Raw genomic sequence first — 23,732 nt, 5'->3', positions numbered from 1 at the left:
CACGTGCACCGTGGACTTCGGCCTCGTCCTGCAGACCGACCCGCCCGCCACCGCCGTCGTGGAGCTCATGCGCCGCGCCGAGCAGGCAGGCTTCCGCTACGGCTGGACCTTCGACTCGGCCGTGCTGTGGCAGGAGCCGTTCGTCATCTACAGCCGCATCCTGGAACGGACCGAGCGGCTGATCGTCGGCCCCATGGTCACCAACCCCTCCACCCGCACCCCGGAGGTCACCGCCTCCACCTTCGCCACCCTCAACGACATGTACGGCAACCGCACGGTGTGCGGCATCGGCCGCGGCGACTCGGCGATGCGGGTCGCGGGCCGCAGGCCGAACACCCTGGCCGCGCTCAGCGAGTCGATGCGCATCATCCGCGACCTCGCCGAGGGCCGCGAGACGGACGTCCACGGCACGGCCCTGCGCATCCCGTGGGTCCGCGACGGCCGGCTCCCGGTGTGGATGGCCGCGTACGGGCCCAAGGCGCTGGCCCTGGCCGGGCGGGAGGCGGACGGCTTCATCCTCCAGCTCGCCGACCCGTACCTGACGGAGTGGATGGTGAAGGCGGTGCGGAACGCGGCCGCGGAGGCCGGCCGCGACCCCGCGTCCGTCACGATCTGCGTGGCCGCGCCCGCGTACGTGGGCGACGACATGGCGCACGCGCGGGAGCAGTGCCGGTGGTTCGGCGGCATGGTGGGCAACCACGTGGCCGACCTGGTCGAGCGGTACGGGGAGGCCTCGGGGGCCGTCCCCGAGACCCTGACCGCGTACATCAAGCAGCGGCACGGCTACGACTACAGCCACCACGGCCGGGCGGACAACCCGTCCACGGACTTCGTGCCGGACGACATCGTGGACCGCTTCTGCCTGCTGGGCCCGGTCGCCGCGCACCGCGAACGGCTGGAGCAGCTGAGGGAGTTGGGGGTGGACCAGTTCGCGGTGTATGCGATGCACGATGCGCGGGAGGCGACCGTTGATGCGTACGGGGAGCATCTGATCCCGGCCTTCGCGTGACTCCCGCCTGACGCGGCGGAGGCCGCGGGGCCCCGGGCGACACTGCGCGCCCGGCCCGCGGCCTCCTCGGCTCACGCCGTGAACGGCGTCAGCCGGCCGTGTTGGTCTGCCAGATCGCCTGTCCCTTGGAGTAGATGACCACGTTGTGGTCGTCCTGGACGACGAGGACGGCTCCGGGGTGGCCGGAGGTGTTCGAGGCCCAGACAGCCCTGCGGTCGCGGTTGTAGAGGACGAAGTTGCCGTCCTCCTGCATGATGGCCTCGTAGCCCTGGTGCCAGGCGCCCTCGGCCTGCCAGGCAGGCTTGGGCTCGCCGGTCACCTTGTAGACGACGAGGTTGCCGTCCTCCTGCAGGCGCAGCAGGGTGTTGCCGCTTCCGGATGTGAACGCCATGTTCCGGGTCATCCTCGACCCTGCGGGGAAGTCCGCGTTGGCCATGTCCGCACCTCCTGGAACCGGACCGGGGCTTCTCCCCGGCTGCCCACCACGTTAGGCACGGTCCCGTCGTGGCTGGAGAGCGAATGCCGCTGACCGGAAGAGGCGGGGGGAGACCGTCGGTTCACGGCCGCGGGTGCGAGAGAGGGTATACAGGGAGAAACCCCTTGTGCAGGTGGGGAGTTGGCTCATTCCCGCCCGTATCCCCGCCTGGGCCGCGTCAGATGTGACGCGAGTCACACACTCCCGGCCATGGGCCGCTCCTGTCCGGCACGCCGGGTGTCCGGCGATGCACGGTTGACGCGCTCCGGGGGCGCCGGAGCGCGCTCCCGCTACGGGACGCGCGCGGTCCATTCCTCCGTCGAGAACTTCGTCGCGGCCAGTTCCTCGGCCCGCGCCATCTCCTCGGGTGTGACCGCGCCGTCCGCGAGCCCGTAGCGGCTGCGGAAGGTGCCGATCATCCGCTCGATGACCTCGGCCCGGGGCAGCCCGGTCTGCCGGCGCAGCGGGTCCACGCGCTTCTTGGCGCTCTTGGTGCCCTTGTCGGAGAGCTTCTCCCGGCCGATGCGGAGGACGTCCGTCATCTTGTCGGCGTCGATGTCGTAGGCCATGGTCACGTGGTGCAGCACCGCACCGTCGCCGGAGACCATCCGCTTCTGTGCCGCCCCCGCGATCTTCCCGGCCTCGGTGGCGATGTCGTTCAGCGGCTGGTACCAGGCCTTCACGCCCATGCCCTCCAGGGCGCCGAGCACCCAGTCGTCCAGGTAGGCGTAGCTGTCCGCGAAGGACAGCCCCTGCACGAGGGCCTCCGGCACGCTGAGCGAGTACGTGATGGTGTTCCCCGGCTCGATGAACATCGCACCGCCCCCGGAGATCCGCCGCACCACCGTCATCCCGTGCCGGGCCGCGCCCTCCGGGTCGACCTCGTTGCGCAGCGACTGGAAACTGCCGATGACCACGGCCGGGGCACCCCACTCCCACACCCGCAGGGTCGGCGGCCGGCGCCCGGCGGCGACCTCGGCGGTGATCACCTCGTCGAGGGCCATGTGCAGGGCGGGGGACTGGGGGCCGGCGTGGATCAGCTGCCAGTCGTAGTGATGCCAGTCCGTCGCATTGGCCAGCGCCCGCCGCACCGCGACGGCCACGGCCTCGGAGGAGAACCCGAACATCACGGTGCCCTCGGGCAGCGCCGCGTCGACCCGCGCCGCGAGCTCCGGCGCGGTCAGATCGGCGGGGGCGCCTTCGAGGGCGCGGTTGATGTCGAGGAGCGCCTCGTCGGGCTCGAGGAAGAAGTCGCCCGCGACACGGACGTTGCGGAGCGCTCCTCCCGCGACGTCCAGATCCACGACGACGAGCTTGCCGCCCGGCACCTTGTACTCACCGTGCACGGTGCATCCTCCCGTGTGCTTCTCCCCGCCGACCGGTGCAGTCGGCAACGAAATAAACCGTATCCCGGCCATCTGGTATCAGATCCACCGCAGTGCCACTTAGACTCGCCGCACCCCCACACCGCTCTCCCGGATCAGCCGGGCGCCGGCTCGCGACCGGGTGCGGAGCCATGCGCGGAATCGTTTCGTGCAGCAGTGCATCAGGGGGGATCCTGATCGTGAGGACGTTCACCGGACACCGTGCGAGACGGGCCGGCGCCGCGCTGGCGGCCGTATTGGCCCTGGGGCTGTCCACCGTCGCCTGCGACGACGCGGACGGCGGCGCGTCTCCGGGAGCCACATCGACGCCGGCTGCGGCCGTGTCGACTTCGCCGGCACCGCCGACGGAGCCCGGGCCGGCTGCCGAGTCCGCCACGCCCACCCCGTCGCCCACCCCGCCCCCGACACCCGAGGCGGAGCACACACCGTCGGAGAAGGCCCGCACCGGATCCGGCGGTTCCGGTGGCGGGGGTGTGGACACCACCTCCGGAGGCAGTGGTTCCGGATCGTCCTCCGGCGGATCCGGCGAGGCGCACAGCGGTGCGTCCGCCCTCTGCAGCGACGGCTCGTACTCCTTCTCCGCCCACCGCCGCGGAACATGCTCCCACCACGGCGGTGTTGCGCAGTGGCTGAGGAATCTGCCTTCCTAGACGACATGTTCACCACGCGCCCCACCCTGCAGGGCACCTTCGGCATGGTGTCCTCCACCCACTGGCTCGCCTCCCAGTCCGCCATGGCCGTGCTGGAGACCGGCGGCAACGCCTTCGACGCCGCCGTGGCGGCCGGGTTCGTGCTGCACGTGGTGGAGCCGCACCTCAACGGGCCCGCCGGGGACATGCCCGCCGTGTTCGCGCCGGCCGGCGGGCCGGTGCAGGTGCTGTGCGGGCAGGGGCCGGCGCCCGCGGGGGCGAGCATCGCGCACTACACCTCGCTCGGCCTCTCCCTCGTCCCCGGCACCGGGCCCCTCGCGGCCGCCGTGCCGGGGGCGTTCGACGCCTGGATGCTGCTGCTGCGCGACCACGGCACCAAGCCGCTCGCCGAGGTCCTCGGCCACGCCATCGGGTACGCGGAAGCCGGGCACGCCCCCGTCGGGAGCGTGGGCCGGTCCGTGGCGGCCGTGGAGCGGCTGTTCCGGAGCGGGCCCGAGTGGGCGGCCTCCGCCGAGCTGTACCTGCCCGGCGGCAGACCTCCGGCCATGGGCCGGCTGTTCCGCAACCCCGCGCTCGCCGCCACCTGGCGCCGCCTCCTCGCCGAGGCCGACGCGGCGGGCGGCAGCCGCGAGCACCGGATCGACGCCGCGCGCCGGACCTGGCGCGAGGGCTTCATCGCCGAGGCACTGCTGCGCACCGCCGCCCGACCCACCCTCGACACCAGCGGCGAGCGGCACACCGCCACCCTCACCGGCGACGACCTCGCCGGCTTCCGGGCCACGTACGAGGACCCGGTGACGTACGACTGGAACGGGTGGACGGTCTGCAAGCCCGGCCCCTGGTCCCAGGGCCCGGTCCTGCTCCAGCAGCTCGCCCTGCTGCCGGACGCGCTGCCGGAGTACGGCACCGCGGACTACGTCCACACCCTGGTCGAGGGCGGCAAGCTCGCCATGGCCGACCGCGAGGCCTGGTACGGGGACGCCGCCGGGGGCACCGACGTGCCGCTGCGCACCCTGCTCTCCGGCGAGTACAACGCGGCCCGCCGCGCCCTGATCGGCGCCACGGCCTCGTACGACCTGCGCCCCGGCAGCCCGGACGGCCGCACCCCACGCCTGGCCGCGGTCCCGGCGGACGCGGGGGAGGAGCACAGGCGGGTCGACATCGGCGAGGGCGAGCCGAACGTCGCCATGAACGGTGCGGTCCACGGTGACACCTGTCACGTCGACGTCGTCGACCGCTGGGGCAACATGATCTCGGCGACGCCCAGCGGCGGCTGGCTGCAGTCCAACCCCGTCGCACCGGAGCTCGGCTTCCCGCTCGGCACCCGGCTGCAGATGACCTGGCTGGAACCGGGGCTGCCCAGCTCCCTCACCCCCGGCCGCCGTCCGCGCACCACCCTGTCGCCCTCCCTCGCGCTGCGCGGCGGCGAGCCGGTGCTGGCCTTCGGCACCCCGGGCGCCGATCAACAGGACCAGTGGCAGCTGCACTTCCTCCTCGCCGTCGCCCTGCGCCCCGCCTGGCGCGGCGGGCCCGACCTCCAGGGCGCCGTCGACGCGCCCAACTGGCACCAGTCGGGCTTCCCCGGCTCCTTCCACCCGCGCCGGGCTCAGCCCGGCAGCGTCACCGTCGAGTCCCGCATCGGTGAGGAGATCATCGTGGAGCTGCGGCGCCGGGGGCACGACGTGACCGTGGGAGGGCCGTGGTCGGAGGGTCGGCTGTGCGCCGTGTTCCGCGACCCGGAGACCGGGGTGCTGTCGGCCGCCGCCAACCCGCGCGGGATGCAGGGGTACGCCGTGGGGCGCTGAGCCGCGGGCCCGGTCGGACACCTGTTCACCTCCGGTATGTGCTGCATACACCCGGGCCTCACCGATTGTCGGTGGGGCATGGTTCGATGGATGCATGATCGATGAGTTTCTCGCGGGTGATCTGAACGACGTCGAGGAAGCGGTCCGCAAGGCCGCGGCCGCCGAGATCATGCCGCGGTTCCGACAGCTCGCCGCGGACGAGATCGTCGAGAAGAACGGCCCGCACGACCTGGTGACCGTCGCCGACCGGCTCGCGGAGGAGCGCCTCACGGCGGATCTCACCGCGCTGCTGCCCGGCTCCGTGGTCGTCGGCGAGGAAGCGGTGCACGCCGACCCGTCCGTCCTGGCCGCGCTCGGCGGCGACGCCCCGGTGTGGATCGTCGACCCGGTCGACGGCACCCGGCAGTTCGTCCACGGCGACCCCGGCTTCGCCACCCTCGTCTGCCTCGCCCACCACGGCGAGCTGCTCGCCTCCTGGACCTACGCCCCCGCCCTGGACCTGATGGCCGTCGCCCGCCGCGGCGGGGGAGCGGTGCTCAACGGCGAGCCGATACGCAGCGGTTCGCCCGAGCCCGGCAAGCACCTCGAAGTCGCCATATCGCACTACGACTTCACCACGCCCGAGGAGAAGCGCATCCTCGGCACGCTGCTGACCGAAGACGTCACCCCGCGCCCCTGCGGCTCGGCGGGTCTCGAATACCTGCACGTCGCCCAGGGATCGCTCGACGGCCTGGCCTTCTCCTGGGAGAACGCCTGGGACCACGCCGCAGGGCTGCTGCTGGTCGCCGAGGCGGGCGGCGCGAGCAGCACCGTCGCCGGCGAGCCCTTCCGCATCACCGGGGGCAACGCCCTGCCGTTCGCGGCCGCCCGGGACGCGGCGACGCTGCGGCATATGCTGGGGCTGCTGGCGACCGCCGGCTGACGCAGTGCACAGGGGACGAGGGGAGTCCGACCGGTGGCCACCATGCTCGACGCGGTCGTTGTAGGGGCCGGGCCCAACGGGCTCACCGCCGCCGTCGAACTGGCCCGCCGCGGCCTGGCGGTCGAGGTGTACGAGGCCGCCGAGGGCATCGGCGGCGGCGCCCGCACCGAGGAGCTGACCCTCCCCGGCTTCCGCCACGACCCCTGCTCCGCCGTGCACCCGCTGGGCGTCCGCTCGCCGGCCTTCACCGCCATGCCGCTCTCCCGGTACGGGCTGGAGTGGGTCCACCCCGAGCTGCCGATGGCCCACCCCTTCCCCGACGGCACGGCCGCCGTGCTCTCCCGCCTGGTCGGCGAGACGGCCGGCTCGCTCGGGCCGCGCGACGCGGGCACCTACCGTCGGCTCGTCGCGCCCTTCCACGGCAAGTGGCCCACGCTCGCCGCGGACTTCCTGCGCACCCAGTGGGACGGGCTGCCGCGCGACCCCGTCACCTACGCCCGGTTCGGCCTGGTCGCCGCCCAGTCCGCCGCGTTGCTCACCCGCCGCTTCCACGACGAGAAGGCCCGCGGCATGTTCGCCGGGCTCGCCGCCCACGGCATTGCCCCGCTCACCGGCTTCGGCACCGGCGGCATGGCCCTGCTCTTCGCGATCGCCGCCCACGAGGGCGGCTGGCCCGTGCCGCGCGGCGGTTCGCAGTCCATCGCGGACGCCCTCGCCGGGTACCTGCGCGCCCTGGGCGGCACGATCCACACCGGCTTCGAGGTCAAGCGCCTGGACGACCTGCCGCCCGCCCGCGCCTACGTCTTCGACACCTCGCCCACGGCCATGGCCCGCATCGCCGGGCTCGGCAACGTGTTCGCGAACTACCGGTACGGCCCCTCCGTCTTCAAGATCGACTACGCGCTGGACGGCCCCGTCCCGTGGACCGCCGAGCCGGCCCGCAAGGCCGGCACGGTCCACATCGGCCCCACCTACGGGGAGATCAGGAGCGCCCTGGGCGCCGCGCTCGACGGCAGCGACCCGTCCGTCCCCTTCCTCATCACGGCCCAGCCCACCCTGGTGGACCCCAGCCGCGCCCCCGAGGGCAAGCACACGTTCTGGGTGTACGGCCACGTGCCCAACGGCTGGGAGGGCGACGCGACCGAGGTGATCGAGCGCCAACTGGAGCGCTTCGCACCGGGGTTCCGCGACCTCGTCCTCGCCCGCGCCACGGCCGGGCCGCCGCAGCTCGCGATCCGCAACGCCAACTACGTGGGCGGCGACATCGCGATCGGCTCGGTCGCGGCCCTGCGGCTGGTCGTCCGGCCCCGGCTGGCCCGCGTGCCGTACGCCACGGCGCACCCCGCCGTCTTCCTCTGCTCCTCGGCGACCCCGCCCGGCCCCGGGGTGCACGGCATGTGCGGCCACCACGCGGCCAAGGCGGTGTGGCGCAGCCTGCGGCGCTCGCGCTGAGCTTTCGGGGGCGGGGTGGTGCGTCGACTGCGGGTTCGTTGCGGCTGATCGCGCAGTTCCCCGCGCCCCTTACGGGGCACCAGGTTCGGGGCGCCAGGCGTGTTCAGGCGGCCTGTTCCAACTCCGTCAGCAGGCCTGCTCGTACGGCCTCCATGTCCGTGCCGAGCCTGGCCAGCAGCTCGGCGGCCGGTTTGTCCTCCGGGTCGAGGATCCCCAGCAGCACGTGCTGGGTGCCGATGGTGTTTTCCTTACGGGCCAGCGCTTCCCGCAGTGAACGCTGCAGCGCCTTCTTCGCGCGGGGCGTGAACGGGATGTGCCCCTTCGGTGCGCCCTTCGCGGCCCTGCGCCAACGCCCCCGCGCCTGCTCGGGTGTTGCGGCGCGGTCCAGTGCGCCGGGGCCGAACACCTCCTCGGCCCGGTCCCGTACGGCATCGAGGTCGATGCCGATGGCGCTGAGCGCGGCCGCGTCCTCCGCGTCGAGCTCGCCCGCCGCGGCCGGCGCGAGCGCGGCCCGGCAGGCCGCGGGCGTCACGCCGAGCCGCTCCAGCGTGGCCGCGCCGGGCACCCCGGCGCGGGAGGCGATGCCGAGCAGCAAGTGCTCGCTGCCGATCCACGCGTGGTTCAGCATCCGCGCCTCCTCCTGCGCGAGGACGACGACGGTGCGGGCTTCTTTGGTGAACCGCTCGAACATGCCTACCTCCTGGCGTGTTTCTTGTGCACTGCTTGCCTGCTGACTCCCAGGGCGGCCCCGATCTCCTCCCAGGACCAGCCCTGTTGACGCGCGTTGCCGACCTGCAAGGCCTCCAGCCGCTCGACGAGCCGCCGCAGCGCGGCGACGGCGCGCAGCCCCACGCGGGGGTCGGCGTTCATGGCGGCCTCGGTGGTACCGAGCGCGTCCTTCGCATCCGTTCCGGCCATGGTGTCAATGTAGGTTGACGGGCGCCGACGTGTCAACGTTCGTTGACGTGGATGCAGGGTGCAATGCCCCGACTTTGTCTATACATCGACTCTTGAGGGTCGCCGCCACCCTCATGGAGTCGTTTTGTATGCCCGCACATCCCCTGTCGGGGTGATGCGTCGATGGCATCCGGGCCAAGGCCTGGGCCCGTCTCGGCAGGGCGTTCCCGGCCGTGTGGTCCTGTGCCACTCGAGGGTCCCTGAGAGTGAAAGGAGAGACATGTCGCTATTTCGAGGGCGAACGACGCCGTCGATGCCGGGGCGCGGCGCTGTGACGACGGGCGTGGTGTTCGCGCTGTGCGCGTCGGCGGGCGGGGCCGCGTTCGGCCTCGCCGGCGGCAACGAGCAGAACGGGGTGTCCGGGAAGGTGGTCTCCCGTACGGGCCAGCACGTGCGCAGCGAGCCCACGACCACCTCGCGGATCGTCGGTACGCGTGTCTCCGGCGAACGGGTCCTCATCGCCTGCAAGGTCGTCGGCGAGGTCGTGTCGGGAGACCGCTACTGGTACCAACTCGCCGACCGCGCCGGGTGGATGAGCGCGCACTACGTGCAGAGCTCGGGGGAGGTGCCGCTGTGCGGGGGCGGGGCGAGCGGCGGGCAGGGCGGCAAGGGCGGTGCCGGGTCCACCGGCCCGAAGGGGACGGCGGGGGCGGTGGGGCCTGCCGGGCCACAGGGGCCCGTCGGCCCGAAGGGGGACAAGGGCAACCCGGGGCCTGCGGGACCGGCCGGGCCGAAGGGGGACAGGGGCGATGCAGAGGGGGCGGGAGGGGCGCCGGGTCCCACAGGACCGCCGGGGCGGCCGGGGCCGGCCGGAGCGAAGGGCGACAAGGGGGATCCGGGTGGCCCCGGGGGCCCGGGGCCTCAGGGGCCTGCTGGCCCGAAGGGCGAAAAGGGTGAGAAGGGTGAGAAAGGGGATTGGGGCGCGGTGGGCCCTGCGGGTCCGAAGGGTGACCCCGGAGCCGCGGGTCCGACGGGACCTGCCGGTCCGCAGGGGCCGGGTGGTCCGAAGGGTGGCGTGGGTCCTGCGGGGGCGACAGGTTCTGTGGGACCAACGGGTCCTGCAGGACCGTCGGGGCCCGTTGGTTCTGCGGGACCCAAGGGTGACCCGGGTGCTGTAGGTCCCGCGGGTCCTGCAGGGGCCAAGGGAGATCCGGGTGCGGTGGGCCCTGCGGGTCCTGTGGGCCCGACCGGTCCGGTCGGGCCGGTGGGCCCCCAGGGTGACCCGGGCATCGCAGGCCCTGCGGGGCCCACCGGTGCTGCCGGTCCTGTGGGTCCCGTCGGTCCCCTCGGCCCTGCGGGACCCAAGGGCGCCCCGGGTGCCGTAGGCCCGACCGGCCCTGTCGGTCCCCTCGGCCCCATGGGCCCGGCCGGCCCCACCGGCCCTCTCGGCCCCGTGGGGCCGAAGGGGGATGTGGGCCCCACGGGGCCTCTCGGCCCGGTCGGTGCGCAAGGTCCCGTCGGGCCGCAGGGGGCCAAGGGGGACAGAGGCGATCCGGGTGCCACGGGTCCCGCAGGGCCCGTGGGTGCTGTGGGGCCGGCAGGTCCCGGGGGGCCGGCCGGACCCACCGGCCCGTCCGGTCCCGCAGGGCCCACCGGTCCCATCGGTTCCACTGGCCCCAGAGGTGACAGGGGAGAGCAAGGGGCCACGGGCCCCGTGGGAGTTCAGGGGCCCATGGGCCCTGCCGGTCCCGCGGGACCCGTGGGGGCTGCCGGGCCTCAAGGGCCTGCAGGAGCCAACGGACTGACCGGTCCCATGGGGCCGAAGGGCGACAGGGGAGACGTGGGGCCGGTGGGCCCGGCCGGCCCCGTCGGACCCCTCGGCCCGCAAGGGCTCGTCGGTCCCGCCGGCCCTGCCGGTCCGAGCGGCCCCACCGGCCCCATGGGGCCGACCGGACTCACCGGTCCCGTAGGCCCTCCCGGCCCCCTCGGCCAGGTCGGTCCCGCCGGGCCGGCCGGTCCCCAAGGGCCGGCAGGCCCCGTCGGCCCCGCCGGTCCTCCTGGTCCTCCCGGGCCCGCGAGCGGAGCCGGCGGCGGCGCACGACCCGTGCTGCTCCAGCAGGAGTTCACCGTCCCGGGCACGGCCGCCCGCGCCCCGACGCCCGCGGGACAGCGCGTCGTCCTGAAGAGCCCGGCCTGCCCTGCGGATTCACGGATCGTCGGCGGCGGCTACTTCCAGGTCGGCAACTGGGACGGCACCCTGCAGATGATCAACGCCTATCCCAGCTTCGAGGAGAACGTGTACCTGGTGGGCGTGAACAACACGAGCCCGACCGCCGTCACGCTGAGGGTCTACGGGGTCTGTCTGCCGACGTGACCGGAGGGACACCCCGAGCCCGGCAGGGCGGGTCAGGTGGCGGAGCCACCGGGCCCGCCCTGTGCCGTGTACCGCTCCAGGAGTATCGGCAGCGCGCTCCCGATCGGCTCCCGCACCAGTTCGTCGGCCCGTTCGTCATAGGGGGTCGGCTCTGCGTTCACGATGACCAGCCGCGCCCCGTGATCGGCCGCCAGGCCCGCGAGCGCGGCCGCCGGATGCACCGTCAGGCTCGTACCGACCGCGATGAAGACGTCGCACGCCTTGGTCACGGCCACCGCCTCGCCCAGGACCGCCGGATCCAGCCCCTCGCCGAACATCACCGTCGCCGACTTCAGGATGCCGCCGCACACCGTGCAGGCCGGGTCCGGATCGCCCGCCTCCACCCGGGCGAGCGCCTCCGTCATGTCCGAACGGGCCTTGCAGCGCGTGCACGTCACCGCCCGTGCGGTGCCGTGCAGTTCGAGCACCTTGCGCTCCGGCAGGCCTGCCGACTGGTGCAGCCCGTCGACGTTCTGTGTGATGACGCGTACCGGGGTGCCGGACCGCTCCAGCCGGACGACGGCCTCGTGGGCGGCGTTCGGGCGTGCGTGCCGCGCCGGGGATGCGAGCCGCATCTGCCAGGAGCGCCGCCGGACGGCCGGGTCGGACATGTAGTACGCGTACGTGACGAGCTTCTCGGCCTCGGGGTCGCGGCGCCACAGCCCGTCGGGCCCGCGGTAGTCGGGGATGCCGGAGTCGGTGGAGATCCCGGCCCCGCTGAGGATGGCCACCAGGGGGTGGTCGCCCGGACGCGTGTGCTCGCCGCTGCTCATGGCGCGAGGGTAGGCGGGCTGCCGGGCGTCCGGCGAGAACAATTCGGTCGTCAATGATCTATGGATGTGTCGACTTTTCCGGCGCGCGGCGCCGGTCACCTGCGTGGAGTCGTTCTGTATGTCCGTAGGTCCCTCGCGTGGGTGATGAGAGAGCGGCATCCGGACCAGGGACCGGACCCGTCTCGCCGCTGTATTACGACAAATATGTTCCTGTGCCACTTCAGAGTCTCTGTGAGTGGAAGGGGCGACATGTCGCTTTTTAAGACTCGGGCCGCGTTCTTTGTGACAGGGCGCGGAGCCGCCGCCATGGGGGTGACGCTCGCCCTGTGTGCCACGGCGGGCGGCGCCGCGTTCGCCATCGCGGGGGACGGGCACAGCAGCCGGGTGCCCGGCATGGTGGTCTCCCGTACGGGACAGTACGTGCGCAACGGGTCGACGACCACCTCGAAGGTCATCGACAGCCGCGGGCCGGGGGACGGGGTCCTCATCGCCTGCAAGCTCCAGGGCGAGACCGTGCAGGGCAATCGCTACTGGTACCGGCTCGCCGAGAACCACAACGGCTGGATGAGCGCGCACTTCGTGAAGAGCTACGGGGTGGTGCCGCTCTGCCGTGCGGGCGGCGCCACAGGAGGGGTCTACCAGGCGCCCGGCGGCAAGGGGAGCAAGGGCCAGGGGCACGGCAAACCCGTTGCTCCCGCGAAACCCGTCGGTCCCGCGAAACCCTCGGGGCCCGTGAAGCCCGGTGGCCCTCCCCGGCCCCTCGCCCCCAAGGGGAACGGCGCCGTCGCCCCCTCGCGGCCGCCCAAGGGGAATCCCGCGGCGCCGGTGAAACCCGCCGCGCCCCCGCGGCCGAGCGCCCCCGTGGCCCCCGCCTCCCCGAAGACCGACCAGGGCCGGCCGCCGGGCACCGTCCCGGCGGCGCCCTCCAGACCGCCCAAACGGTGAGCGTCGTTCCGTAGTGCCCGCACCCCCTGAGGAACCGCCGGTGGCCCGCCAGCAATGGCCGGGCCACCGGCCTTTTGCAGGTGAGGATCCCCTCCGGAATATCGTTCGAACTGGCGGCCCGTCACACGTATGGTTCCCGGGTCGAATGTCCTGCGTACGAAAAGGCAGCGGTCAGGTGAAGCACAACGGATGGGCCGACGAGGGGTTCGGGCCCGTCGCGGACGAGTTCTCCCGCAACTTCGACGAATTCGGGGAACTCGGCGCGGCCGTCTCCCTGTTCGTCGGCGGACGCAAGGTCGTGGACCTGTGGGGCGGTATCGCGGACGAGCGGGACGGCAGGGCGTGGGAGGCGGACACCGCCGCCCCGGTGTTCTCCACCGCAAAGGGCATCGTGACGATCTGCGCCCTGCTGCTCGCCCAGGACGGCCGCCTCGACCTCGACGCGCCGATGGCCGATTACTGGCCGGAGTTCGCGCAGGGCGGCAAGGAGGGGATCACGCTGCGCATGGTCCTCGCGCACCGCGCCGGACTGCCCGTCATCGACCTGACGCCGTCCTTCGCCGAGATCATGCAGTGGGACCCGGTCGTCCGGGCCCTGGAGGTGCAGGAGCCCTACTGGGAGCCGGGCACCGCGTACGAGTACCACGGCCACACCCTCGGCTGGCTCGCCGGCGAGGCGATCCGGCGCGTCACCGGGCTCACCCCGGGCGCCTACTTCCGCAGGGCGATAGCCGACGACCTCGGCCTGCACACCTGGATCGGCGTGCCGCAGGAGGAGGTGCCACGGCTGGCCCGGCTCACGGAGGCCGAGGGCCGGCCCGGGCTGCCGGGTCCCGAGTCGATCTTCTACCGGATCCTCACGATGAACGGGGAGTTCGTCTTCCCCGGCATCGACGACCCGCGCGGCTGGAACTCTCCCGCGATGCTGACCGCCGAGGTCCCCGCGACGGGCGCGGTCTCGTCGGCGAGCGGCCTGGCCGCGCTGTACGCGGCGGTGGCGACCGGCGTGGACGGCCGGCCGCGCCTGCTGTCGCACGAGACGGTCACCGACGCGGTGCGGGAGCGGACGGCCGGTGCGTCGTGGGGCGGCATGCCGGACATGGGCGCCCGCTGGGGCACCGGCTTCAGGCTCGATTCGAGCCTGCTCCCGCTGCTCGGCGCCCGCAGCTTCGGCCACGACGGCTCGGGCGGCCCGGTGGCCTTCGGCGACGACGAGTTCGGCGTCGGCTTCGCCTACGTGCCGAACCGCATGATCGGCTACGGGGACCCGCGCGCCGAGCGGCTGTTGGCGGCGGTCCGGGGGTGCGTGAAGGGCTGAGCGGCCTCGCCGTTCGCGGGGCACTCCGGGGTTCATGACGTGCCCGGAGCGCCCCGTCGGTGTGTCGGCGGCCCGCTGGATGCGGGAGCGTCGCCCGGCGCCGCGTGCGGTGAAGCGTTCTCGGAGACTCGACCGGCGTATGTATCGAACATGGGCCTGTGGGGCGGGAGTCGGGGGCATCGCCGCTCCCCATGGCGGTCCCGAAAGCCGTGCGCGAGCCCCCTCCCTACCCCCGTCCACCCTCCGTGTCGTCCCCCCGCTCTCGCGCGCTCTTCACAACGCGCCGCAGCCGTGGGTGTCTTACCGGTCCCGTCTCCGTGACGGCCTCGCCGATCATCGTGCGCATCGCGTCGCCCAGGCCGTGCAGTGCGTGGTGCCGGGCGGGGCCCGCGCCGGGGTCCTCGCGGAGTTCGCTCAGCAGGGACCAGCACAGGGCCAGCATCACCACGACGAACGGCAACGCCACGAGGATCGTGGCCGATTGGAGCGAGCCCAGGCCGCCGGCCACCAGGAGCACCGCTGCCACCGCGGCCATCAGCACGCCCCACGTCACCACCAGCCACGTCCGCGGGTGCAGCGCGCCCCGGCTGGTCAGCGAACCCATCACGAGGGACGCGGAGTCCGCGCTGGTGATGAAGTACGTCATCACCAGCACCATCGCCAGCCACGACGCCACCGTCGACAGCGGCAGCGTGTCCAGCAGCGCGAACAGCGAGGCCTCCGCGCCCTCTTTGACCGTTCCCGCCATGTCGGCCGCGCCGGTCATGTCCAGCCGCAGGGCGCTGCCGCCCATCACGCAGAACCACACCACCGTCGCGCCGCTGGGCACCAGCAGTACGCCGATCAGGAACTCGCGGATCGTCCGGCCACGGGAGATACGGGCGATGAAGGTGCCGACGAACGGGGCCCACGACAGCCACCACGCCCAGTAGAAGACCGTCCACGCGCCGAGCCACTTCGAGTCCGTGAAGGCGCCGGTGCGCGTGGCCAGCGTCAGCAGGTCGTGGAGGTAGCCGCCCGTCGCGGCCGGAATGGTGTTGAGGACGAAGACCGTCGGGCCGGCCACGAAGACGAACAGCATCAGGCAGGCGGCCAGCACGATGTTGAGCGTGCTGAGCCACTTCACGCCCTTGTGCAGGCCAGAGAAGGCGGAGAGCACGAAGGCGGCCGACAGGGCGGCGATGATGACGAGCTCCAGCGACCGGGAGTCCTGGACGCCGGTGGTGATGTTGAGGCCCTTGGACACCTGGAGGGCTCCCAGGCCCAGGCTCGTCGCCGTGCCGAAGACGGTGGCGAAGACGGCCAGCAGATCGATCACCCGGCCCGGCCAGCCCGCCGCCCGCTCCTCGCCGAGCAGCGGGGCGAACGCGGCGCTGAGCCGGTTGCTGCGGCCCTTGCGGAAACCGGCGTAGGCCAGGGCCAGACCGGACATTCCGTAGATGGCCCAGGGGTGCAGGGTCCAGTGGAAGAACGAGTACTCCAGCGCCGTCCGGGCCGCCGCGGGGGAGCCGGCCGTCACCCCGCTGCCCGGCGGCGGGGAGACGAAGTGCTGGAGCGGTTCGCCGACCCCGTAGAACATCAGGCCGATGCCCATGCCCGCGCTGAACATCATCGCGATCCAGGCGAGGCTGCTGAACTCCGGCTGGTCGTCGTCCCGCCCGAGCCGGATCCGGCCGAACCGGCTGAAGGCGATGATCACGCACAGCGCGAGGAAGACGTCGGCGGCGATCACGAACAGCCACGCGAAGTTGTTCAGCACCCAGCCCAGGGCCGTCCCGGACACCCGGTCGAAGGAGTGCTTGCCGAGGGCCGCCCAGGCGACCACCGCCACGACGGCGAGACCGCCGATGGCGACCAGCGGCCGGTCCGGGGGGCCCGCCTGGGGATCGTGCGCGTCGGTGCTCATGACGCCCCACTATGGCCGGGAAGAGGCCGAATGCCCGGGCTGGCACGCCGCCGCAGCTCTGGGCACCCCCGGTTCCCGCCGATAGGGTCACTGCGGCGCGACGGACGGAGGGTGGCAGAAGTGATGCGTGTGCTGATCGCCTCGGACAAGTTCAAGGGCTCGCTGACGGCCGTCGAGGTCGCCGAGCACGTCGGTGCCGGGCTGCGGAGGGCCGTGCCGGGGACCGAGGTCGTCCCGCTGCCCGTCGCGGACGGGGGGGACGGGACGGTGGACGCGGCCGTCGCGGCCGGGTACGAGCGGCGCGAGGTGCCGGTCACGGGCCCGGCGGGGCGGCCGGTCCGTGCGGCGTACGCCGTCCGGCGCGCGGACGGCACCGCCGTGGTGGAGATGGCCGAGGCATCCGGGCTGCGGTACGGGGCCGGGGCGCCGTTGACGGCCACGACGTACGGCACGGGCGAGCTGGTGCGGGCCGCGCTCGACGAAGGGGCGCGGACGATCGTGCTGGGCGTGGGCGGCAGCGCCACGACGGACGGCGGCGCCGGGATGCTCGCCGCGCTCGGGGCACGGTTCCTGGACGGGGCGGGCCGGCCCGTCGGGCCCGGGGGAGCGGGGCTCGCGGCGCTCGTGACGGCCGACCTGTCCGGACTCGACCCGCGGCTGCGCGGCACGGAGGTCGTGCTCGCGAGCGACGTCGACAATCCGCTGACCGGGCCGCGGGGCGCGGCCGCCGTGTACGGGCCGCAGAAGGGGGCCTCGCCGGGCGACGTGGCGCTGCTGGACGCGGCCCTCGCGCGCTTTGCGCAGGTGCTCGACGGGGGTGCGCTGGCCGGCGCCCCCGGGGCCGGGGCCGCCGGGGGCGTGGGGTACGGGGCGCTGGTGGGGCTCGGTGCGACGTTCCGCCCCGGGATCGAGGTGATGCTCGACGCGCTGGGCTTCGACCGGGCCGTGGCCGGCTGCCGCCTCGTGATCACGGGGGAGGGCTCGCTGGACGAGCAGACGCTGCACGGCAAGGCCCCTGTCGGCGTTGCCGCGGCCGCCCGTGCCGCCGGTGTCGAGGTCGTCGCCGTCTGCGGGCGGCTGACCGTTGTCCCTGCGGGGATCTCGCGGGCCTACGCCCTGACGGATCTGGAACCGGATCCGGAGCGGTGCATGGCCCACGCGGGGCCGCTGCTGGAGCGGATCGCCGAGTCCATCGCCCGGGACTTCCTGGGCTGAGCCCGGAGCCTCTCCCGGTGGGCATCAACGGGTAGGTGGGCGGGGGAAGGCCGCAGCGCCCACCGGCCCGCACCCGGGAACAACGCGAAGGGCCCCGAACCGTCAGCGGTTCGGGGCCCCACAAGGTCACCGTCTACGGCAGCTGCGCTGCCCTGGCCTCGCGCCGGTTGTCACGGAACGTGTTCACCCGGCGCGCCGTCGCGAACAGCGGAATGACCGCGCCCAGCACCACCTGCAGCGCGCACCCCGTCTGCAGCAGCAGCTCGCCGCCCGGGGCCTCGAAGGCCCAGGCCGCCAGCAGGCCCATGCTGAGGACGATCCAGCTGAGCATCGCCACCGCCAGCCGGCCCCGCGGCTTGGGGTACTCGACCCGGCTCACCATCAGCCACGCCACACCCACGATGGCGAGCAGCGTCGGCACGAAGGGGAGCTCCAGCAGCACGATGGAGACCACCGTCAGCGCCCCGAAGGGGCTCGGCATGCCCTGGAAGATGCCGTCCCGTATCGGCACGCACGAGAAGCGGGCCAGTCTCAGGACCACGGCCAGCAGCACCACGATCGCGGCCACGGCCGAGACGCGCTGCATCGCGTCGTCGGCGACCATGCCCCAGACGACCACGAAGTAGGCGGGCGCCAGGCCGAAGCTGATCAGGTCGGAGAGGTTGTCCAGCTCCGCCCCCATCGCCGAGGAGCGCAGCTTGCGCGCCACGAGCCCGTCGAAGAGGTCGAAGACCGACGCGAGCAGCATCAGCATCACCGCGGTCGCCGCGCTGTGCCGGGCCATGCCGCCGTCCTCGTTGCCCGTCAGGTGCGGGATGAGGACGCCGGTGGTGGTGAAGTACACGGCCATGAACCCGCAGATCGCGTTGCCCAGGGTGAGGGTGTCCGCTATCGACAGCCGGGTCGACAGCGGCATGTCGTCCGTGCCGTCGGGATCCAGGGGGTCGGCCTCGGGGACCCAGGCGGCCTGGGTGTCGGGATCAATCACGGTCAAGGCGGGTCACTCCTGCCGTGGTGGCCTGCCCGACCTCGACCGCGACCTCGACACCCTCGGGGAGGTAGATGTCGACGCGCGAGCCGAAGCGGATCAGGCCGATGCGGTCGCCCTGCTCCACCTTGGTGTCCGCGGTGACGTAGGGCACGATGCGGCGGGCGACGGCGCCGGCGATCTGCACCATCTCGATGTCGCCGAGCTCGGTGTCGAAGTGCCAGACGACGCGCTCGTTGTTCTCGCTCTCCTTGTTGAACGCCGGAACGAAGCCGCCGGGGATGTGCTCGACGGACGTCACCGTGCCGGCCAGCGGCGCACGGTTGACGTGGACGTTCAGCGGGCTCATGAAGATGGCGACGCGGGTGCGCCCGTCCTTCCACGGCATGATGCTCTGCACCACACCGTCGGCGGGCGAGATGACGCGGCCCTGGGCGATCTCGCGTTCCGGGTCGCGGAAGAACCACAGCATGCCCGCCGCGAGCGCGGTGGCGGGCACGGCCAGCGCCGCCCAGCGCCCGGAGCGACGGGCCCGGGTGAGGCTGACCGCGGCCGTGGCGACGGTCGGGAGGAGCCACGGCGATGCTCCGCGCGCGAGGCGTACGCCGGCGAGGCTGTCTCGAGGTGCAGAGGAAGAGCTGTGGGGCATGGGTGACCTTCGTAGCGGAGGGTGCCGCGTAACGATTGGGGGACGGCGGCTTTCCGGGGATGCTATCGGTTGCGGGCGGCAACTGGCCAAGCGCCAGGGCCAGTCACTGGCCGAACACCGATGACGGGGTGTGATCTTCTTCTCTGCTATATCGCCTCTAACCGGACATTCAGCCCTGGATCCGGTACTCCTCGAGTAGCCGGCGCCCAATGATCATTTTCTGGATCTCGGCTGTACCTTCACCGATGAGCAGCATCGGCGCCTCGCGGTAGAGGCGTTCGATCTCGTACTCCTTGGAGAAGCCGTAGCCACCGTGGATGCGGAAGGCGTCCTCGACGACCTCCTTGCAGTACTCGGAGGCCAGATATTTGGCCATTCCGGCCTCCAGGTCGTTGCGCTGACCCGAGTCCTTCTTCCGCGCCGCATTCACCATCATGGCATGGGCCGCCTCGACCTTTGTAGCCATTTCGGCCAGTTTGAACTGGATCGCCTGATGTTGAGCGATGGGTTTTCCGAACGTTTGACGCTGCTGGGCGTAGGAGACGCCGAGTTCGAAGGCACGCTGTGCGACGCCGCAGCCACGCGCGGCGACGTTGACGCGGCCCACCTCGACGCCGTCCATCATGTGGTAGAAGCCGCGTCCGGTGACCCCGCCGAGCACGCGACCGGCCGGAACCCGCAGGCCGTCCATGATCAGTTCGGTGGTGTCGACACCCTTGTACCCCATCTTGTCGATCTTGCCGGGAATGGTCAGGCCCGGCTTGACCTGCCCGAATCCCGGCTCCTTCTCGACGAGGAAGGTCGTCATCGACTTGTGCGGCGCCGTCCCCTCGGGATGGCCCTCGTCGGTCCGGCACAGCACCGCGACGAGGGTCGACGAGCCGCCGTTGGTCAGCCACATCTTCTGGCCGTTGAGGACGAAGTCGTCGCCGTCGCGCACCCCCTTGGATGTGATGGCCGACACATCGGAACCCAGGCTCGGCTCCGACATGGAGAAGGCGCCCCGCACCTCGCCCGTGGCCATGCGCGGCAGGAAGTGGTCCTTCTGCTCCTGCGTGCCGTGCTGCTTGAGCATGTAGGCGACGATGAAGTGCGTGTTGACGATGCCCGACACGCTCATCCAGCCGCGGGAGAGCTCCTCCACGCACAGCGCATATGTGAGAAGGGACTCACCGAGGCCGCCGTACTCCTCCGGGATCATCAGCCCGAACAGGCCGAGTTCCTTGAGGCCCGCCACGATCCGCGTCGGGTACTCGTCGCGGTGTTCCAGGCCGGTGGCGACCGGGAGGATCTCCTTGTCGACGAAATCGCGGACGGTGGCGAGGATTTCCCGCTGGATGTCCGTCAGACCGTCGGTCTGCGCGAGGCGCCCCATGTCACTTCTCCCGGACGATCGGCTCGGGGCGGCCGGGCTGTTCCCCGCCGCGCTTGTCGGTGTACTCGGCGGTGGGGACCATCACCTTGCGCCGGAAGACGCAGACGACGGTGCCGTCCTGCTTGTAGCCGCGGGTCTCCACGTACACGATGCCGCGGTCGCTCTTGGACTTCGACGGCGTCTTCTCCAGCACGGTCGTCTCGCCGTAAATGGTGTCACCGTGGAAGGTCGGCGCAATGTGCTTGAGCGACTCCACCTCGAGGTTGGCGATCGCCTTGCCCGAGACGTCCGGCACGGACATGCCGAGCAGCAGTGAATAAATGTAGTTCCCGACCACTACATTCTTGCCGAAATCGGTCGTCTTCTCGGCATAGTTGCTGTCCATGTGCAAAGGATGATGATTCATCGTGAGCAGACAGAACAGGTGGTCGTCGTATTCGGTGACCGTCTTCCCCGGCCAGTGCTTGTAGACGTCCCCGACGGTGAACTCTTCGTAGGTACGGCCGAACTGCATCGCCCTCACGCCTCCGGGATCTCGAACTTGGAGGTGCGGGACATGCCGGCCGCCCGGCCCTTGCCGGCGACGACCAGGGCCATCTTGCGGCTCGCCTCGTCGATCATCTCGTCGCCGAGCATCGCCGAGCCCTTCTTGCCGCCCGCCTCGGAGGTGCAGTAGTCGTAGGCGTCCAGGATCAGCTCGGCGTGGTCGTAGTCCTCCTGCGAGGGCGAGAAGACCTCGTTGGCCGCGTCCACCTGGCCCGGGTGCAGCACCCACTTGCCGTCGAAGCCCAGCGCCGCGGCGCGACGGGCGACCTCCTTGTAGCCCTCGACGTTGCGGATCTGCAGGTACGGGCCGTCGATGGCCTGCAGGTCGTGCGCGCGGGCCGCCATCAGGATCCGCATGAGGATGTAGTGGTAGGCGTCCGCCGGGTAGCCGGGCGGCTGTTCGCCGACCACGAGGGACTTCATGTTGATCGAGGCCATGAAGTCCGCCGGGCCGAAGACGATCGTCTCCAGGCGCGGCGAGGCGGCGGCGATGTCGTCGACGTTCACCAGGCCCTTGGCGTTCTCGATCTGCGCCTCGATGCCGATGCGGCCCGCCTCGAAGCCCATGGTCTTCTCGATCTGCGTGAGCAGCAGATCCAGGGCGACGACCTGCTGGGCGTCCTGCACCTTGGGCAGCATGATGCAGTCCAGGTTGGGGCCCGCGCCCTCGACGACCGTGATGACGTCGCGGTACGTCCACTGCGTGGTCCAGTCGTTGACCCGGACCACACGCGTCTTGCCCGACCAGTCGCCGGTGTTGAGCGCGTCGACGATGTTGTGCCGGGCGCTCTCCTTGACCAGCGGTGCGCAGGCGTCCTCCAGGTCGAGGAAGACCATGTCCGCGGGCAGGCCCTGGGCCTTCTCCAGGAAGCGCGGGTTGCTGCCCGGGACGGCGAGGCAGGAGCGGCGCGGGCGCAGCCGGTTGACAGGGGCAGGCGCGAAGCGCCTTCCGGCCGGGGTGGTGGCGGGCGACGGGTGGGCAGGGGAAGGCGTGGTCATGCGGAGACCTCCAGAGGGTCGAGCTGGTTCGCTGTGCGGATCTCGTCGACGATACGGCCGATGATCTCCGTGATCCCGAAGTCCTTCGGGGTGAAGACCGCTGCGACACCGGCCGCCCGCAGAGCGGCGGCGTCGGCGGACGGGATGATGCCACCGACGATCACGGGCATGTCCGGCGCCCCCGCGCGGCGCAGCCGGGTCAGGACGTCCGGCACGAGCTCGGCGTGCGAGCCCGAGAGGATCGACAGGCCCACGCAGTGGACGTCCTCGGCGACGGCCGCCGAGACGATCTGCTCCGGAGTGAGCCGGATGCCCTGGTAGACCACCTCGAATCCGGCGTCGCGGGCCCGCACGGCGATCTGTTCCGCGCCGTTGGAGTGGCCGTCCAGGCCGGGCTTGCCGACCAGCAGGCGCAGCTTGCCGCAGCCCAGGTCGGCGGCCGTGCGGGCGACCTTCTCGCGGACGGCCGCCAGCGGGGTGCCGGCCTCGGCGGTCACGGCCACGGGGGCGCCGCCGACGCCCGTGGGCGCCCGGTACTCGCCGAAGACGTCCCGCAGGGCCCAGGACCACTCGCCGGTCGTCACGCCCGCGCGGACGCACTCAAGGGTGGCCGCCATCAGGTTGCCGTCCCCGGCCGCGGTCTTCTTCAGCCCCGACAGGGCCTCCTGGGCGCGTACTTCGTCGCGGTCGTCGCGCCAGGCGTGCAGGGCGGCGACGACCCGGGCCTCGTTCGCCGGGTCGACGGTCATGATGGCGGTGTCGAGATCGGCCGTGAGCGGGTTGGGCTCGGTCGTCTCGAAGCAGTTGACGCCGACGATCTTCTCCTCGCCCGCCTCGATCCGGGCGCGCCGCTCGGCGTGCGAGGAGACCAGCTGGGACTTCAGATATCCGGACTCCACGGCCGCCAGTGCGCCGCCCATCTCCTGGATGCGTGCGATCTCGGCCGTGCACTGCTCGACGAGGGCGTCGACCCGGGCCTCGATCACGTGCGACCCGGCGAAGATGTCCTCGTACTCCAGCAGGTCGCTCTCGTGCGCCAGCACCTGCTGGATGCGCAGCGACCACTGCTGGTCCCAGGGGCGCGGCAGCCCCAATGCCTCGTTCCAGGCGGGCAGTTGGACGGCGCGGGCGCGGGCGTCCTTGGAGAGGGTGACGGCCAGCATCTCCAGGACGATGCGCTGGACGTTGTTCTCCGGCTGCGCCTCGGTCAGGCCGAGGGAGTTGACCTGCACGCCGTAGCGGAAACGGCGCTGCTTGGGGTTCGTGATGCCGTAGCGCTCGCGGGTGACCGTGTCCCAGATGCGGGCGAACGCCCGCATCTTGCACATCTCCTCGATGAACCGGACGCCCGCGTTGACGAAGAACGAGATGCGGGCGACGACCTCGCCCTTGCGCTCCTCGGGGACCTGGCCGGAGGCGAACACGGCGTCCAGCACGGCGATCGCCGTGGACATCGCGTACGCGATCTCCTGCACCGGCGTGGCCCCCGCCTCCTGCAGGTGGTAGCTGCAGATGTTGATCGGGTTCCACTTCGGGATGTGGTTCACCGTGTAGGTGATCAGGTCCGTCGTCAGCCGCAGCGAGGGGCCCGGCGGGAAGACGTGCGTCCCGCGCGAGAGGTACTCCTTGACGATGTCGTTCTGCGTCGTCCCCTGCAACTGCGTGATGTCGACGCCCTGTTCCTCCGCGACCACCTGGTACATCGCCAGCAGCCACATGGCGGTGGCGTTGATGGTCATGGAGGTGTTCATCTGCTCCAGGGGGATGTCCCGGAACAGCCGCCGCATGTCGCCGAGATGGGCGACCGGGACCCCGACCCGGCCCACCTCGCCGCGGGCGAGGACGTGGTCGGAGTCGTAGCCGGTCTGCGTCGGGAGGTCGAACGCGACCGAGAGACCGGTCTGGCCCTTGGCGAGGTTGCGCCGGTAGAGCTCGTTGGACGCCTCGGCGGTGGAGTGGCCGGCGTACGTCCGCATCAGCCACGGACGATCCTTCTGACGCTCGCTCATG

At 72.1% G+C, this 23,732-nt stretch carries 21 protein-coding genes; 9 read left to right on the top strand and 12 right to left on the bottom strand.

The genetic code is table 11. From position 1 onward, the window contains the following. The first annotated feature begins 10 nt into the window (after nt 1-10). Complete coding sequence (locus ACLHRZ_RS28815; RefSeq protein WP_490421484.1) at nt 11-1,009, top strand: TIGR03842 family LLM class F420-dependent oxidoreductase; 999 nt, start codon at nt 11-13, stop codon at nt 1,007-1,009. Nucleotides 1,010-1,097: 88 nt separating this feature from the next. Here the strand turns inward: ACLHRZ_RS28815 and ACLHRZ_RS28810 are convergent, their stop codons facing one another. Both ACLHRZ_RS28810 and lplAB read right to left on the bottom strand, forming a co-directional pair. Beyond that, a complete protein-coding gene (locus ACLHRZ_RS28810; RefSeq protein ID WP_336413932.1) occupies nt 1,098-1,400 on the bottom strand; it encodes a hypothetical protein in 303 nt (100 codons plus the stop codon). 374 nt (nt 1,401-1,774) lie between these two features. Next, the gene (lplAB, locus tag ACLHRZ_RS28805) at nt 1,775-2,830 is read right to left on the bottom strand and encodes a lipoate-protein ligase LplAB (RefSeq protein ID WP_490421483.1); all 1,056 of its coding nucleotides are present in this window, start codon (nt 2,828-2,830) and stop codon (nt 1,775-1,777) included. 218 nt (nt 2,831-3,048) lie between these two features. Between lplAB and ACLHRZ_RS28800 the strand changes: the two genes are divergently transcribed. The 4 genes from ACLHRZ_RS28800 (at nt 3,049) to ACLHRZ_RS28785 (ending at nt 7,698) form a co-directional block, all read left to right on the top strand. Further along, nucleotides 3,049-3,519, top strand: coding sequence for a DUF3761 domain-containing protein (locus ACLHRZ_RS28800; protein ID WP_490421482.1), 471 nt, complete (start codon nt 3,049-3,051; stop codon nt 3,517-3,519). 5 nt (nt 3,520-3,524) lie between these two features. After that, nucleotides 3,525-5,324, top strand: coding sequence for a gamma-glutamyltransferase family protein (locus tag ACLHRZ_RS28795; RefSeq protein ID WP_490421481.1), 1,800 nt, complete (start codon nt 3,525-3,527; stop codon nt 5,322-5,324). A 94-nt stretch (nt 5,325-5,418) separates the two neighbouring features. Further along, nucleotides 5,419-6,246, top strand: a complete 828-nt coding sequence (locus ACLHRZ_RS28790) for an inositol monophosphatase family protein (RefSeq protein ID WP_490421480.1) — start codon at nt 5,419-5,421, stop codon at nt 6,244-6,246. Nucleotides 6,247-6,279: 33 nt separating this feature from the next. Then, the gene (locus tag ACLHRZ_RS28785; protein ID WP_490421479.1) at nt 6,280-7,698 is read left to right on the top strand and encodes a phytoene desaturase family protein; all 1,419 of its coding nucleotides are present in this window, start codon (nt 6,280-6,282) and stop codon (nt 7,696-7,698) included. Nucleotides 7,699-7,801: 103 nt separating this feature from the next. On the opposite strand, the gene ACLHRZ_RS28780 is transcribed toward ACLHRZ_RS28785, so the two are convergent. Next, a complete protein-coding gene (locus tag ACLHRZ_RS28780; protein WP_490421478.1) occupies nt 7,802-8,389 on the bottom strand; it encodes a Clp protease N-terminal domain-containing protein in 588 nt (195 codons plus the stop codon). Nucleotides 8,390-8,391: 2 nt separating this feature from the next. Next, a complete protein-coding gene (locus tag ACLHRZ_RS28775; RefSeq protein WP_490421477.1) occupies nt 8,392-8,616 on the bottom strand; it encodes a hypothetical protein in 225 nt (74 codons plus the stop codon). 2,083 nt (nt 8,617-10,699) lie between these two features. Between ACLHRZ_RS28775 and ACLHRZ_RS28770 the strand changes: the two genes are divergently transcribed. Further along, complete coding sequence (locus ACLHRZ_RS28770) at nt 10,700-10,969, top strand: hypothetical protein (protein WP_490421476.1); 270 nt, start codon at nt 10,700-10,702, stop codon at nt 10,967-10,969. Nucleotides 10,970-11,001: 32 nt separating this feature from the next. Here ACLHRZ_RS28770 and ACLHRZ_RS28765 read toward each other — a convergent pair whose 3' ends face one another. Next, nucleotides 11,002-11,781 (bottom strand): SIR2 family NAD-dependent protein deacylase, encoded by a 780-nt coding sequence (locus ACLHRZ_RS28765; RefSeq protein ID WP_490421475.1) that lies wholly within the window; start codon nt 11,779-11,781, stop codon nt 11,002-11,004. Between the two features lie 306 nt (nt 11,782-12,087). On the opposite strand from ACLHRZ_RS28765, the gene ACLHRZ_RS28760 reads away from it, so the two are divergent. Together ACLHRZ_RS28760 and ACLHRZ_RS28755 are read left to right on the top strand one after the other, a co-directional pair. Further along, nucleotides 12,088-12,726 carry a hypothetical protein gene (locus ACLHRZ_RS28760; RefSeq protein ID WP_490421474.1) on the top strand — a complete coding sequence of 213 codons (639 nt, stop codon included), beginning with the start codon at nt 12,088-12,090 and terminating at the stop codon, nt 12,724-12,726. A 175-nt stretch (nt 12,727-12,901) separates the two neighbouring features. Then, a complete protein-coding gene (locus tag ACLHRZ_RS28755; RefSeq protein WP_490421473.1) occupies nt 12,902-14,044 on the top strand; it encodes a serine hydrolase domain-containing protein in 1,143 nt (380 codons plus the stop codon). 226 nt (nt 14,045-14,270) lie between these two features. On the opposite strand, the gene ACLHRZ_RS28750 is transcribed toward ACLHRZ_RS28755, so the two are convergent. Then, nucleotides 14,271-15,950 carry a BCCT family transporter gene (locus tag ACLHRZ_RS28750; RefSeq protein ID WP_490421472.1) on the bottom strand — a complete coding sequence of 560 codons (1,680 nt, stop codon included), beginning with the start codon at nt 15,948-15,950 and terminating at the stop codon, nt 14,271-14,273. Nucleotides 15,951-16,073: 123 nt separating this feature from the next. Here ACLHRZ_RS28750 and ACLHRZ_RS28745 point away from each other — a divergent pair, with 123 nt between their 5' ends. Further along, nucleotides 16,074-17,165 (top strand): glycerate kinase, encoded by a 1,092-nt coding sequence (locus tag ACLHRZ_RS28745; protein ID WP_490421471.1) that lies wholly within the window; start codon nt 16,074-16,076, stop codon nt 17,163-17,165. Between the two features lie 133 nt (nt 17,166-17,298). Here ACLHRZ_RS28745 and pssA read toward each other — a convergent pair whose 3' ends face one another. From pssA to ACLHRZ_RS28715, 6 genes are all read right to left on the bottom strand, one after another. Next, nucleotides 17,299-18,159, bottom strand: a complete 861-nt coding sequence (gene pssA, locus ACLHRZ_RS28740) for a CDP-diacylglycerol--serine O-phosphatidyltransferase (protein ID WP_490421470.1) — start codon at nt 18,157-18,159, stop codon at nt 17,299-17,301. Next, nucleotides 18,146-18,802 carry a phosphatidylserine decarboxylase gene (locus ACLHRZ_RS28735; RefSeq protein WP_490421469.1) on the bottom strand — a complete coding sequence of 219 codons (657 nt, stop codon included), beginning with the start codon at nt 18,800-18,802 and terminating at the stop codon, nt 18,146-18,148. Before ACLHRZ_RS28735 ends, pssA begins: the two co-directional genes overlap by 14 nt. A 169-nt stretch (nt 18,803-18,971) precedes the next feature. Then, nucleotides 18,972-20,177 carry an acyl-CoA dehydrogenase family protein gene (locus ACLHRZ_RS28730; RefSeq protein WP_490421468.1) on the bottom strand — a complete coding sequence of 402 codons (1,206 nt, stop codon included), beginning with the start codon at nt 20,175-20,177 and terminating at the stop codon, nt 18,972-18,974. Between the two features lies 1 nt (nt 20,178). Beyond that, nucleotides 20,179-20,691: a MaoC family dehydratase gene (locus ACLHRZ_RS28725; protein ID WP_227725030.1), complete on the bottom strand. Its 513-nt coding sequence runs from the start codon at nt 20,689-20,691 to the stop codon at nt 20,179-20,181. A 5-nt stretch (nt 20,692-20,696) separates the two neighbouring features. Further along, nucleotides 20,697-21,722 carry an HpcH/HpaI aldolase/citrate lyase family protein gene (locus tag ACLHRZ_RS28720; RefSeq protein ID WP_490421467.1) on the bottom strand — a complete coding sequence of 342 codons (1,026 nt, stop codon included), beginning with the start codon at nt 21,720-21,722 and terminating at the stop codon, nt 20,697-20,699. Further along, the gene (locus ACLHRZ_RS28715) at nt 21,719-23,731 is read right to left on the bottom strand and encodes a protein meaA (protein ID WP_490421466.1); all 2,013 of its coding nucleotides are present in this window, start codon (nt 23,729-23,731) and stop codon (nt 21,719-21,721) included. Before ACLHRZ_RS28715 ends, ACLHRZ_RS28720 begins: the two co-directional genes overlap by 4 nt. Nucleotide 23,732: the final 1 nt, after the last annotated feature.

Source organism: Streptomyces sp. AM25 (assembly GCF_058146165.1).
This window is presented reverse-complemented; position numbering and strand designations above follow the sequence as displayed.